Genomic DNA, 13,816 nt, shown 5'->3' with positions numbered 1-13,816 from the left:
TTTAAAAAAAACTAGCCTCTCAAGATTTTGATTTTGAGAGGCTTTTATTTTGTCAAATTCTAATTGTTTAAAAACTTGTCTATTGTTTTTTTTGCTGCAGCAACATCGTGCACACGCAAAATTTTTGCGCCTTGCTTTAAAACTTTGATATGAAGTTTCTGTGTTTCTTCATCAATGTCTAAAGCAGATTTCCCTAAAGGTTTATAAATAAAAGATTTCCTCGAAATACCAATCAGCAGCGGAAAATTTCCAAAATCAAAAAACTCAACCTCATCAATCATTTTCATCTGATCATCCACTGTTTTTCCAAAACCAAAACCAGGGTCGAGAATAATGTCTTTAATGCCTTTTTTAAGCAATTCATCCGTTTTTTTAGAAAAATACTGATTGACCGACAAGGTAATGTCTGCAAAAGATGCTTTCTCATGCATCGTGTTGTACGTTGAATTCACATGCATTAAAATGTAAGGCAATTTTGTTTCTGCAACGGCATCAAACATCTTTTCGTCAAATTGTCCGCCTGAGATATCATTCACCAGATCAATTCCTTCATTAAAACCAAATTCCACTGTTTTGGCAAAAAAAGTATCCAGCGATATCAAAATTTCAGGAAATTCTTTTTTTATGGCTGATATTGTATTTCCTAATCTTCTTACCTCTTCTTCACTGCTCAGGAATTCGGCTTTTGGTCTTGTAGATTGCGGACCGATATCAATGATCGCTGCACCATCATTGATGAGCTTTTCGGCATGTTCAAGCGCAGATTTAGGATTATTAAATTTCCCGCCATCAGAAAAAGAATCTGGGGTAAGATTTAAAATTCCCATTACTTTTGGCAAACTTAAATCAAGCAGAGTTCCGTTACAGTTTATTGAGTAGAACTGCTGGAGCTTAGAAATATTTGCTGGCGAAAGATTTACAGTATTTTCAGACATTCAGATTCATCGAATTTATTGCTGCAAAAATAAACTAAAACTTTAAAAATTTAATAGAATTAATTAGCTGAATAATTAAATAGAAACTCTTCCGACGGTACATTCTCCGCTTCTCAAAAACCGAATCCGAAAAACAAAATTTTGTATATTTGGGCTATTAAGAAAATTTATGCTAAAAACTTCATTACAGTTTGACAAAGTGCTTAAGGATTGCCGCGATCTTTTCAGTAAAAAATTACAGGATTATGGTGCAGCCTGGAGAGTTTTGCGACCAAGCTCAATTACTGATCAGATTTACATTAAAGTCAACAGAATCCGCACGTTACAGATGACAGATGTGAAGATGATTGATGAAAGTGAAGAAAGTGAATTTGTAGCGGTAGTCAATTATTCTATCATCGGTTTAATTCAACTCGAAAAGGGTTTTTCAAACGATTTTAATGAAGATAAAGAAGAAGTTTTAAAACTTTACGACAAATATGCACAAGAGGCTAAATCGCTAATGGAAAGAAAAAACCATGATTATGGTGAAGCCTGGAGAGATATGAGAATCTCATCAATTACCGATCTTATTTATCAGAAAGTTCTTAGAACCAAACAAATAGAAGATAATCAAGGCGTTACCATCGTTTCAGAAGGTCTGGATGCCAATTATTTTGACATGCTGAATTATGCCGTGTTTTGTCTGATTAAATTTTCTGAGAAAGAAAATAATTTAGAAAATCAAATTATATAATATGATAAAAGGTTTATTACGTTGCGTTGTCGCTATCATTTTCATCCTTTCAGGATTTGTAAAAGCGGTTGATTTAGTAGGATTTTCTTTTAAAATGGAAGAATATTTTGAACCTGCTGTTTTCAATATGCCGTTTTTCGTAAAATTTGCCTTAGCTTTTTCAATTATTGTTGTGGTTTTGGAGCTTTTGCTTGGTTTGATGCTTTTATTAAAATTAAAACTTAAATTTACTCTTTCAGCATTAATTGCACTGTGTATTTTCTTTGGATTTCTTACATTTTATTCAGCGTACTACAATGTTGTGACAGATTGTGGATGCTTCGGTGACGCCATTAAATTTACACCCTGGGAAAGTTTTGTGAAAGACATTATTCTTTTGACCGGACTTATCATCTTAGTTTTGCTTTACCGCAAAGAGTTTAATGAAAACATTGATCAGTCAAAATCTAATAATAAATCTAAATCTTTAGCATTAGGAATTTTCTCCGGAATTATGATTTTTGTAATGGCTCAGGGGATTATGAATGAGCCGCTGATTGATTTCCGCGATTATAAAATAGGAACCGATCTGGCAGCTGAAAAAGCAAAAATCGCTAAAAGCCCTTCTGAATACAAGACATTTTATTCACTAAAGAATACAAAAACAGGTGAAGTTTTAAAAATAAATCAGGACGATTACATCAATCAGACAAAATATTGGGAAGACGGTTCACCATGGAAAATTGAAGAAGGGAAAAACGAATCTGTTTTGGTAAAGCAAGGCTACAAATCTGAGATTTCAAAGTTTAAGATCGAAGATCCCACAGGAATTGATCTTACACCGCAGATCATCAGCGCACCAAAAGCTGTTTTAGTATTTTCTTATCATCCAAAAGATGTTTCAAAGGATCTTTTAGAGAAAGTTGAAGCAAAAGTAAATTCTGACAAAACTGCGGTTATCTACGGGATTTCGACGATGCCCGATACTTTTAAAACGATAAAAAATGCAATGATGGACGGAACGGCGATCAAAACGATTGCCAGAAGTAATCCTTTTGTACTAATTTTGGAAGAGGGAAAAATAGTAGACAAACAACCTGCTAAAAACTACATAGACTAACCTTGTGAATGGTTGGTCAGTAGTAAATAGCATCATATAAACTAGAATTTAAACTTAAATATCATTACATGCAAAAATCAAATAAATCAATCGCCGGATATCACTTATTAATGATTCTCTCGTCTGTAGATGGCGAATTTGCCCCTGAAGAGGGAATGTTGGTTCAGCAATATTTGGCTGACGAGTTTCCTTTTAAAATTAATTTAGATAACGAGTTGGAAACCATCGCGCTACTCCAACCCGAAGAATGGAAAGATCATTTTGAATTTCACGGACGTTGTTTCTTAGAAGATTCTACAGAAAAAGAACGTAAGAGTTTTATTCAGTTTGCGAAAACATTGATCAAAGCTGATGATGTGGTGACGGATGAAGAACATACTTTTTATAAGTTGCTTAAAAACCTTTGGAATCTGGCATAAACTTGAAACAAAATACCGATGAAAAAAATTTATTTAGGACTTGTAGCAATGAGTATTTCAACAACATTTCAATCACAGAAATTTCCTGATCTTAAAGCGCCTGTTGCAGAAAAGCAGGAACATATTCGGGAAATACATTCTGATAAAGTAAACGATCCCTATTATTGGATGATCGATTACTTTAAAAAAGGTAAAGATTCTACAAAGGTGGTAGATTATCTGAAAGCAGAAAATTCTTACTGGGAAGCGATGATGAAAGATACAGAACCTTTCAGAGATCAGCTTTTCAAAGAAATGAAAGCGCGTATCAAAGAAAAAGATGAATCTGTTCCCACTTTCAAAAGTGGTTATTATTATTACAGCCGTACAGAAACCGGAAAACAGTATTTTAAATATTGCAGAAAAAAAGGTAGCCTGACTGCTCCTGAAGAAATTCTGCTGGATGTAGATCAAATGGCGGAAGGTCATGCTTATTATTCTGCGTCTGGTTTCAGTATCAGTCCGGATAATACCAAAATGATTTTCGGGGTAGATGACGTTTCCAGAAGACAGTACAAGCTGTTTTTGAAAGATCTTTCTACAGGAAAAACGACAGATTTAGGAATAAAAAATACGACTGGTTCTGCAACTTGGGCCAACGATAACGAAACTATTTTCTACACTTCAAAAAATCCTGAAACACTTCTTACGGAGAAAATTTTCAGGCATTCTTTGGGAACTGAAGCTTCCAAAGATGTTTTGGTTTATGAGGAGAAAGACAAAACCAACTATATCGGTGTAGGAAAATCAAAGAACGAAAAGTTCATCATGATCTATTCCGGAGCAACAACATCTTCGGAAACAAGGTACATAGATGCCAGCAAACCTAGCGAAACATTCAAGGTTTTCCAACCAAGAATAAAAGATGTTTTGTATGATGTAACTCCTTTAGAAGATCGTTTTTTAATAACAACCAATAAAGATGCTTTAAATTTTAAGGTTGTCGAAACACCTTTAGATAAGACAGGCATTGAAAACTGGAAAGATTTTGTTCCGCACAGAAAAGATGTTTTGATGGAAGGAATCAGCGAATTTAAAAACTATCTTGTTTTTAATGAAAGACAAAACGGACTTTCGCAATTGGTGATCTATGACAGAAAAACAGGTAAAAAAGAATTTTTGAAATTCGACGAACCTGCCTATACCGTTTATCCATCAGGAAATCCTGAATATAATACCGATAATTTCCGTTTTGGTTACACTTCAATGGTTACACCGAGTTCGCAATTTGAGCAAAATTTAAAAACAGGAAAAAGAATTTTACTGAAAGAGCAGGAGATTTTAGGCGGATACAGTAAAGCTGATTATATTACAGAAAGACTCTTTGCAACAGCTAAAGACGGCACAAAAATTCCGATTTCTATAGTTTATAAAAAAGGTTATAAAAAAGATGGAAACAGTCCGCTTCTACTCTATGCTTACGGTTCTTACGGAAATTCGATTGATGCGACATTCAGCAGTACGAGACTAAGCCTTTTAGACAGAGGTTTTGCGTATGCAATTGCGCATATCCGCGGAGGCCAGGAAATGGGAAGACAATGGTACGAAGACGGTAAAATGATGAAAAAGAAAAATACTTTTACTGATTTTATTGACGCCGGGGAATATTTAGTAAAAGAAAAATATACCTCATCAAAACATTTGTACGCTCAGGGAGGAAGTGCAGGTGGTCTTTTGATGGGAGCTATTGTCAATATTAAACCTGAACTGTGGAAAGGTATTATTTCTCAGGTTCCTTTTGTAGATGTTGTGAATACAATGATGGATGAAAGTATTCCGTTGACAACAAATGAATATGATGAGTGGGGAAATCCGAGTAATAAAGAATCTTATTTTTATATGAAATCGTATTCTCCGTACGAAAATATCGAAAAGAAAAACTATCCGAATATTTTGGTTACGACAGGTTTGCACGATTCTCAGGTACAATATTTTGAGCCTGCAAAATGGGTTGCAAAATTAAGAGATTTAAAAACTGATAAAAATGTATTGTTATTAAAAACAGATATGGCTTACGGTCACGGCGGTGCTTCAGGAAGATTTGATTATCTGAAAGATACTGCTTTGGTGTATGCTTTTATGTTTAAATTAGAAGGAATTAATAAATAATTTAAGATAAACTATGAGAAGAAAAATAGTTGCAGGAAACTGGAAAATGAATAAAAACGTCATTGATGCTCAACAATTAATGATTCAATTATTAGGTTATAAAAATGAAAATAAAACCAACTGTGAGGTTTGGATTGCTCCCCCATCTTTATATTTAATGATGGCAAAAGATATTTTCGAGAAAGATGAAATCGGAGTTTTTTCTCAAGACATGAGCGAATTTGAAAGCGGTGCTTACACGGGAGAACTTTCCGCAGACATGTTAGAATCTATCGATGTTACTGGTTCTCTAATCGGACATTCTGAAAGAAGACAATATCACGGTGAGAACGACAAAAGCTGCAATAAAAAAGTGAAATTGGCTTTAGATAAAGGTTTAATTCCTGTTTACTGTAATGGTGAAACGCTTGAACAAAGAAAAGCAGGACAACATTTAGATGTTGTAAAAACTCAGACTGAAACTGCACTTTTCACCCTTTCTGCTGACGAAATTAAAAACGTGGTGATCGCTTACGAACCGGTTTGGGCAATCGGGACAGGTGAAACTGCAAGTCCGGAACAGGCGCAGGAAATTCACGCTCACATCAGAGGCATTATCGCTGAAAAATACGGACAGGAAGTTGCTGACGAAGTGTCTATTCTTTACGGTGGTTCTGTAAAACCGGATAATGCTAAAGAAATTTTCTCTCAACCAGATATTGACGGTGGATTAATCGGCGGAGCTGCTTTGAAACTCGAAGATTTCTCAAAGATTATTGAAGGTTTTAATCCATAATAAAATTTGGCTAAAGCCATAGGAATTGATTAAAAACTGCAAACGGGCTAAAGCCCGTTTCTATTGAAATAAAAAAAACACGTCAATTGACGTGTTTTTTTATAATTTGTGGAAATTATTTCTCCTTTTTTGATCTCTGTAAAACCTCATCTACCATTCCAAATTCTTTCGCTTCAGTAGAAGTCATCCAGTAATCTCTGTCTGACGCTTTTTCTACCCATTCGTAAGTTTGTCCGGAATGTTCAGAAATGATGTCGTACAATTCTTTTTTCAGCTTCAACATTTCTCTCAAGTTGATTTCCATGTCAGAAGCAACACCTTGTGCGCCACCTGAAGGTTGGTGAATCATCACTCTAGAGTGTTTCAGTGCAGAGCGCTTTCCTTTTTCACCCGCAACCAATAAGACAGCTCCCATTGAAGCGGCAATACCTGTACAGATCGTAGCAACATCTGGCTTGATGATCTGCATCGTGTCGTAAATTCCTAAACCAGCGTAAACGCTTCCACCAGGAGAATTGATGTAGATCTGAATATCTTTCGAAGGATCAGCACTTTCTAAGAATAAAAGCTGAGCGGTTACGATGTTCGCAACCTGATCGTCAATTCCTGTTCCCAAAAAGATAATCCTGTCCATCATCAGACGAGAAAAAACGTCCATTTGTGCAACGTTCATCCTTCTTTCTTCCATAATGTAAGGCGTAAGGTTTGTAGGGCCATACATTCCCATATACTGATCGGTAGCAAGACCGCTGTTTCCTAAATGTTTTACAGAGAAATCTCTGAATTCTTTTTTAATGTCCATATTTCTATTGGTATATATTTTAAATTTAACTAAGATGTAATTTACAACTTTTATTCCTAAAATTTTATAAGACTTTTTGGCAGTTATCTTATAATTCTAATTGTTACATCTCAAATTTTTCAACTTAAATACCGCTCTATTCAGATCCCAAATGTGCTATCTTTTCACATAAATTCCTTTGATCGGAGAATAGCCTAAAATTTCAGACAACTGCATGGAAGCCTGTTTCAGCAACGTGATTTTTTTGATAGAGTCAAAATATTGAGTTTCATTATTGACTTGATTTGGGAGATCTTCGCCGATTTTTTTTATTAAATAATCAATATATCTGAATTTATGAATTAAAATATCGCCTTCAACCTGAGTACTGATTTTGTCACCATAATTGGGCGGAAATATATTTCTCGAAGCCCAATTCTCAAGATCATTTAACGGCATTATGGCATCTACAACTTTCGAAGTTATATTCTCATCCATAAAAGTGACAAAAAAGTTACCTTTTCTTAATTCTTCATTTTGAATTCCTTCCTTGATGCTGTCGATGATAATTTTATTTAATTCGACCTGAAACTCATAGTTTTCTTCCTCAAAATGATGAAGAATTTCCTCAATAACGGTAATGTCATAGTTTTCGTTCTCTTCGTTTTCTCTGTGAAGAACGACGTCACCAAAATTAAGCATCAGATTTACCAGATTATTTTCCTGTTTCAACAAATCGAACATAATAGGATCAACTTGTTCTATACTGTCGGGAACAATTTCCAGTTTTGGCTGAATATTTTCTTTGGGCTGACTTTTTGGAGCTTGATTTTGAGTAATCTGCTTCTGAATATCAAGTTCATTAAACAGACTTTGTTCAGAAAGACCAAATTTATTTGAAACTTCCTTTAAATAAACCTCTCTTTTCAAGCCATTTTGAACGAAACCTACCGATTTTACAATATTTCTAATTGCCTCAGCCTTTTTTATAGGATCGTTTCCAGCTTCTTTTAATAAAATTTCAGCTTTAAAGTCGATGAAATCCATCGCCTCATTTTCGATGAATTTTTCCACATAATCCTGCGGATGTTTTCTGGCAAAAGAATCGGGGTCATCACCTTCCGGAAAAAGCAAAACACGAATATTCATTCCTTCTGTCAGTAACATATCAATGCTTCTGAAACTTGCCTTAATTCCGGCATTATCACCGTCAAAAAGAATGGTTACATTTTCAGTAAGTCTTTTAATTAATTTGATCTGTTCGGTCGTTAAAGAAGTTCCGGAACTCGCCACCACATTTTCAATTCCAGAAAGATGAAGCGAAATCACATCCATATATCCTTCCACCAAAAGACAGATATTTTTCCGGGAAATCGCCTGTTTACCTTGGTTTAAACCATACAAAACATTTGATTTGTGATAGATTTCTGTTTCAGGCGAATTGAGATATTTGGCAGTTTTAATATTGCTTCGAAGAATTCTAGCTCCAAAACCTAAAACTCGTCCCGAAAAACTGTGAATCGGGAACATTACTCTTTCACGGAAACGGTCGATTCCTGCGGGAGAATTTTCAGGGAAAATAGAAAGCCCCGACTTTTCTAAAATTTCTTTGGAATATCCTTTATCTAAAGCAAATTCTGTAAATGCGTTTTTCTTTTCGGGAGAATATCCTAGCTGAAACTTTTTGATGATGTCATCTTTCAGTTCACGTTCCCGGAAATAAGATAAACCGATCGATCTGCCTTCTTCATTTTCCCACAAAATATTTTGGAAATACTCATTGGCAATTTCATGAATTTTGTAGAGAATATCTCTTTCAGACTGAGCATTTTTCGCTTCTTCGGAAAACTCACGCTGATCTTCTTCAATTTCGATTCCGTATTTTTTTGCGGCGTGGCGAAGTGCTTCAGGATAAGTAAAATTTTCAATTTCCATTAAAAAAGAAATCGCAGTTCCACCTTTTCCTGTCGAGAAATCTTTCCAGATCTGTTTGCTTGGAGAAACCACAAAACTTGGCGATTTTTCATCATGAAACGGACTCAAACCTTTGAAGTTGGATCCCGCTCTCTTCAACTGTACATATTCTCCAACAATCTCTTCTACCCGGATTGTTGAGAATATCTTATCTATCGTCTGCTTGGAAATCATATGGCAAAAATACAAATTTCAGTATTGGTTTGGGCTAATTTTATAATGCTCTGAAATTTTATATTTGTAACATTTAGAATCTTACAAAGTGACAGATTAATCCTAATTTGCCTTAAATTTGAAAACAATTAAATAAAAATTTCAGCAATGAAAAAAATTCTTTCGCTCAGCTTATTATTTTCATCATTTTTTATGTTTTACGGTCAAGAAATAATTCCACTTTGGGGCATACAGATTCCAAATCAAAAAACCACTCAGGAAAAAGAAACTTCAACTGAAAGAGATATTTTGTGGCTCGAAAATGTTCAAAAACCTACATTAGAAATCTATTTGCCTTCCAAAAAAATAGCAACTGGCAAAGCGGTAGTTATTTGTCCGGGAGGCGGTTACAAAGGTTTAGCTTATGACGGCGAAGGTACTGATATTGCTAAATGGCTTAATTCTAAAGGTATTGCCGCATTTGTTTTAAAATATAGACTTCCGGTATCAAAATCATTAATTATTCCGAACGAAGCTCCGCTGCAAGATGCTAAAAGAGCCATAAGAATTGTGAGAAGTAATGCCAAAAAATGGAATATTTCTGAAAACCAGATTGGAATTATGGGCTTTTCAGCGGGAGGTCATCTTGCTTCGACATTGGGAACTCATTTTGACAGTGAAGACAAATTGCCAAAATCAGAAACTGAATCTATCAGCGCAAGACCAGACTTTATGATTTTAGTATATCCCGTGATTACTATGAATTCAGCATTTGGACATCAAGGCTCGAGGGAAAACATATTAGGACTAAATCCAAGTCAAGAGCTGATAAATTATTATTCTAACGAACTCCATGTGAACAGTAAAACTCCGCCAACATTTTTAATACATTCTTCAGATGACCAAACAGTACCCGTAAAAAACAGTATCGTCTTTTATGAAGCTTTGCAGAAAGAAAAAGTAAAGGTGGAGATGCATATTTTTCCGGAAGGAGGTCACGGTTTTGGTTTGGCAATTGGAAAAGGGCATCTTCAAAACTGGACAGACAATCTGTATCAGTGGATCTTGAGTTTAAAGTAAATCAATAATATTTAAATCTCATTTCCACGATCAACTTCAAATTATTTAAAGACTAAAATATTCGGCATTTTATAATCTCAAAGAAAAGTTCATGTTTTGGAAATCAAAAATTTAGCACAAATAATTATCTTTGCTCATGCAATTTAATATAAAACAGATAGAAGACTGGCAAAAAGTTGTAGAAGAAATCCTTCCTCAACTTCAACATCCCATTTTATTATTAAAAGGAAATTTGGGTGCCGGAAAAACTACATTCACTCAGTTTTTACTTAAAAATTTAGAAAGTACGGATGAAGTAAACTCTCCTACTTATTCTATTGTAAATGAATACAATACGCCGAAAGGAAAAGTCTATCATTTTGATTTATACCGATTGAAAAATTTAGAAGAAGTATTTGATATTGGCATTGAAGAATATCTAGACAACTCGTTTTTATGCATCATAGAATGGCCGGAAATTTACGAAGAGGAGCTATACGGTCTGAAATTCCATACCATGAGCATTCATAACAATGGTGAAAGCAGAGAAATCAGTTTCGACTAAATATTATGTATCTTTGTTCTGATAAATCACTAGAATTATAAATTTTCTGTAAGTCATAATTGAATTTAAAATGAGTACTACAAATATTTTTACTCCTTTTTCCGAGGAAGAACTGATGCCAAAGGAGGAAAAGTTGGAAGTCATCAAAAAGGGCAAACAATTCAGCATTGGAATTCCCAAAGAAACATGTCTCAACGAAAGACGTACTTGTATTACACCAGACGCAGTGCAGGTTTTGATACAGCACGGTCATGAGATTATCGTAGAATCCGGTGCGGGAAAAGGTTCGTTTTTTACAGATCTTCAGTACTCAGAATCGGGAGCCATTATTACCAAAGATCCCAAAGAAGCCTTTAGTCAGGATTTGATTTTAAAGATTAATCCGCCAACTGACGAAGAAATAGATTACTTTAAACCAAATACTTATCTGGTTTCTGCATTACAAATTAATCTTAGAGATAAAGATTATTTTATGAAACTTGCAGAGAAAAAAATTAACGCTATTGCTTTCGAATTTATTGCTGACGAGTACAAACAATTGGCTTTGGTAAGACTGATCGGCGAAATTGCCGGTACGGTTTCTATTTTATATGCTTCAGAATTATTGGCATTATCAAACGGCTTAATGCTTGGAGGAATTACAGGGGTAAGACCTGCAGAAGTTGTTATTTTAGGTGCAGGAATCGTTGGTGAATTTGCAACTAAAGCTGCAATCGGTTTGGGAGCGAGCGTGAAAGTTTTTGACAATTCACTTTCAAAACTGCGCAGACTTCACACTTTGGTCGACAGCAGAGTTCCGACTTCAATCATTGATCCTAAAGAATTAAGCAAAAGCCTCAGACGTGCAGATGTGGTGATAGGAGCACTTCCAAGATTAAATATGCAGCCCATCGTAACAGAAGAAATGGTTTGCAAAATGAAAAAAGGCAGCGTCATCATTGATATCGCCATCGACAATGGTAAAGTTATAGAAACTTCTGAGCTTACCACGATGGAAGATCCTTACATCATCAAACACGGCGTTATACATTGCGGACTTCCGAATTTAACTTCAAAAATGCCTAGAACAACCACAAAAGCGATCTCAAATTTTTTCCTTTCTTATATTTTAAATTACGATATAGAAGGTGGTTTTGAAAACATGCTTCTGCGAAAAAACGAAATGAAGCAAAGTCTTTATATGTACAAAGGTAGACACACCAAAAAAGTAATCTGCGACCGTTTCGGACTAACGTATCATGACATCAATCTTTTAATTTTTTAGAATTTATTCTTCGTATGAAAAAAATCAAATTCTTTTTAATCGGTCTTATTCCCGGATTGATTATTGTATTTTTTGTTCTAAATAAAAAAGGCGTGAGCTGCAGCGGATATTTACCTAACAGCCGTGTCATTGCAGAAACTTTATCTAAAGATTTTAAATATTCTGAAAATTTCAGAGCTGAGATGGCTGCTCTAAAAGTCAATGAAAAATTCTTAAAAGACAGCATTATTACTGAGGGAAAAGTGGACTTTGACAGAAGTCATGCACAGAAAAAACCATGTCCGGACTATCTGATTTCTTATCCAAAGGAGAATCCAAAATTTGAAGTGGTATTCGAAAAATGTGCTGAGGAAGCCCAATTGCTAAGCTTAAAAAAAATAAAATAACTGAACTTCGATGGACGGTGATTATTACATGATTCACGATTATCTGATTTTCGTCGGAATTTTCGCCATCTTTTTTTTTGTATCTGTTAGCGTTTATTTATTCAGTAAAAATCAAAATTTTAGGAAGAAAAATAGTAAACTTTCTGAAACTAACAAGCTGATTGAACAACGATTAAACGAAGTTCAGCTGGAACAAATAGGAACTAAACTGAATCCTCACCTTTTTAAAAACATTCTGAATTCGGTACAATCTCATGCTTATCAGACGTATATGTCGCTTGACAAATTAGCTAATGTTCTGGATTATATTCTGTACGAAAGCAACAAAAAATTTGTAAGCCCAAAAGAGGAATTCAGTTTTGCTTTAAGTCTTATTGAAATTAATAAAATCAAAATCAATCCGCTTTTTGATTTCAGGATAAAATCTAATATCGATCAGCAGGATGCCATTTACGAAGAAAAAATTTTTGCTCCTTTACTTTCTGTAGATTTAATTGAAAACGCCTTTAAACATACAGATTTTTTGGCTCAGGATTCTTTTATTTCGATTCAGCTCGAGCTGGAAAACAGAATTTTCACAATGAAGGTAAGCAACAAAGCATCTCTTAAAAATGTTTTGGAAAAAGAAAACAGCGGTTTCGGAAGTCAGTCTCTTGATCAGCGTTTAAAAATGATCTACAATAACTTTTATGAGCTCAACAGAAGTTCAAAAAATGGTATCTTCACAGCAGAATTAAAAATAAATCTCGGTGAGTTCTACGATAAAGTGCGTTATATTAGATGATGAAATTTTAGCTATAAGCTATCTGAAACTTCTTTGCGAACAAATAGAAAACGTGGAAGTAGTGAAAGCTTTTAATAATCCTGAAATTTTTTTCAGCGAAATAAATAATCTCGACTGTACCGTTTGCATTTTAGATATTGAAATGCCCGGAATGAACGGCCTTCAGGTGGCAGAAAGCATCTCAGATTCAAAGAAAATAATCTTTACAACAGCTTATAAAGAATATGCAGCAGAAGCTTTTGATCTGAATGTTGTAGATTATGTAAGAAAGCCCATCCAAAAAGAAAGGCTGATACAGGCATTTGAAAAAGTGAAACAAATCAATTCGAATTCCGCGAAAAAAGACTTTATAGATTGGAATACCAATATGGGAAAGACAATTATTTTCACAGAGCAAATTGCCCACATTAAAACTTCTGAAATCGACAGCCGCGATAAAGAAATTACCCTTAAAGACAATTCTAACATCATTTTAAAAAATCTTAACTTCAGGTCACTCTTAGAAATGTTGCCTGCAAAAGATTTTGCTCAAATCAACAAAAAAGAAATCATCGCCATCTCGGCAATTAAAATTTTTTCAACAACCGAAGTAGTTACCAATATTAAGACAAATCAAGAAAACTTCCTTAAACTTCACGTCGGCGAAACCTATAAAAATGCTTTACTGGAAGTATTTGGAAACAAATAATCTCGTTTTATTACATTATTCGCAAGATTCATTACATTTAAAAAAAACCA

14 protein-coding genes are annotated in these 13,816 nt (G+C 34.5%); 11 read left to right on the top strand and 3 right to left on the bottom strand.

The features are described 5' to 3' along the window. Window positions 1-59 precede the first annotated feature (59 nt). Window positions 60-935, bottom strand: coding sequence for a dihydropteroate synthase (folP, locus tag PGH12_RS18180; protein ID WP_267598197.1), 876 nt, complete (start codon window positions 933-935; stop codon window positions 60-62). 169 nt (window positions 936-1,104) lie between these two features. On the opposite strand from folP, the gene PGH12_RS18175 reads away from it, so the two are divergent. The 5 genes from PGH12_RS18175 to tpiA all read left to right on the top strand — a co-directional run bounded on the left by PGH12_RS18175 (window position 1,105) and on the right by tpiA (window position 6,112). Continuing rightward, window positions 1,105-1,671, top strand: coding sequence for a DUF1599 domain-containing protein (locus PGH12_RS18175; protein ID WP_267598198.1), 567 nt, complete (start codon window positions 1,105-1,107; stop codon window positions 1,669-1,671). Between the two features lies 1 nt (window position 1,672). Continuing rightward, complete coding sequence (locus PGH12_RS18170) at window positions 1,673-2,770, top strand: BT_3928 family protein (RefSeq protein WP_267598199.1); 1,098 nt, start codon at window positions 1,673-1,675, stop codon at window positions 2,768-2,770. Between the two features lie 68 nt (window positions 2,771-2,838). Next, complete coding sequence (locus tag PGH12_RS18165) at window positions 2,839-3,189, top strand: TerB family tellurite resistance protein (RefSeq protein WP_267598200.1); 351 nt, start codon at window positions 2,839-2,841, stop codon at window positions 3,187-3,189. 18 nt (window positions 3,190-3,207) lie between these two features. Beyond that, window positions 3,208-5,337, top strand: a complete 2,130-nt coding sequence (locus PGH12_RS18160; RefSeq protein WP_267598201.1) for a S9 family peptidase — start codon at window positions 3,208-3,210, stop codon at window positions 5,335-5,337. Between the two features lie 13 nt (window positions 5,338-5,350). Beyond that, entirely contained in the window at window positions 5,351-6,112 is a 762-nt protein-coding gene (gene tpiA, locus PGH12_RS18155; protein WP_267598202.1) for a triose-phosphate isomerase, read from the top strand. Between the two features lie 115 nt (window positions 6,113-6,227). Here the strand turns inward: tpiA and clpP are convergent, their stop codons facing one another. Next, window positions 6,228-6,914, bottom strand: a complete 687-nt coding sequence (gene clpP, locus PGH12_RS18150; RefSeq protein ID WP_267598203.1) for an ATP-dependent Clp endopeptidase proteolytic subunit ClpP — start codon at window positions 6,912-6,914, stop codon at window positions 6,228-6,230. A 156-nt stretch (window positions 6,915-7,070) separates the two neighbouring features. Further along, window positions 7,071-9,041 (bottom strand): DNA primase, encoded by a 1,971-nt coding sequence (gene dnaG, locus PGH12_RS18145; protein ID WP_267598204.1) that lies wholly within the window; start codon window positions 9,039-9,041, stop codon window positions 7,071-7,073. Window positions 9,042-9,188: 147 nt separating this feature from the next. Here dnaG and PGH12_RS18140 point away from each other — a divergent pair, with 147 nt between their 5' ends. The 6 genes from PGH12_RS18140 (at window position 9,189) to PGH12_RS18115 (ending at window position 13,766) form a co-directional block, all read left to right on the top strand. After that, window positions 9,189-10,100, top strand: coding sequence for an alpha/beta hydrolase (locus PGH12_RS18140; protein WP_267598205.1), 912 nt, complete (start codon window positions 9,189-9,191; stop codon window positions 10,098-10,100). A gap of 136 nt (window positions 10,101-10,236) precedes the next feature. Then, complete coding sequence (gene tsaE / locus PGH12_RS18135) at window positions 10,237-10,644, top strand: tRNA (adenosine(37)-N6)-threonylcarbamoyltransferase complex ATPase subunit type 1 TsaE (protein WP_267598206.1); 408 nt, start codon at window positions 10,237-10,239, stop codon at window positions 10,642-10,644. 70 nt (window positions 10,645-10,714) lie between these two features. Further along, a complete protein-coding gene (locus PGH12_RS18130) occupies window positions 10,715-11,908 on the top strand; it encodes an alanine dehydrogenase (protein ID WP_267598207.1) in 1,194 nt (397 codons plus the stop codon). Between the two features lie 14 nt (window positions 11,909-11,922). Then, window positions 11,923-12,294, top strand: coding sequence for a hypothetical protein (locus tag PGH12_RS18125; RefSeq protein WP_267598208.1), 372 nt, complete (start codon window positions 11,923-11,925; stop codon window positions 12,292-12,294). A 10-nt stretch (window positions 12,295-12,304) separates the two neighbouring features. Then, window positions 12,305-13,078 (top strand): histidine kinase, encoded by a 774-nt coding sequence (locus PGH12_RS18120; protein ID WP_267598209.1) that lies wholly within the window; start codon window positions 12,305-12,307, stop codon window positions 13,076-13,078. Beyond that, window positions 13,044-13,766: a LytR/AlgR family response regulator transcription factor gene (locus PGH12_RS18115; RefSeq protein ID WP_267598210.1), complete on the top strand. Its 723-nt coding sequence runs from the start codon at window positions 13,044-13,046 to the stop codon at window positions 13,764-13,766. Before PGH12_RS18120 ends, PGH12_RS18115 begins: the two co-directional genes overlap by 35 nt. The last annotated feature ends 50 nt before the right edge of the window (window positions 13,767-13,816 follow it).

This window comes from Chryseobacterium sp. CY350 (assembly GCF_027945075.1).
Lineage (GTDB): Bacteria > Bacteroidota > Bacteroidia > Flavobacteriales > Weeksellaceae > Chryseobacterium.
This window is presented reverse-complemented; position numbering and strand designations above follow the sequence as displayed.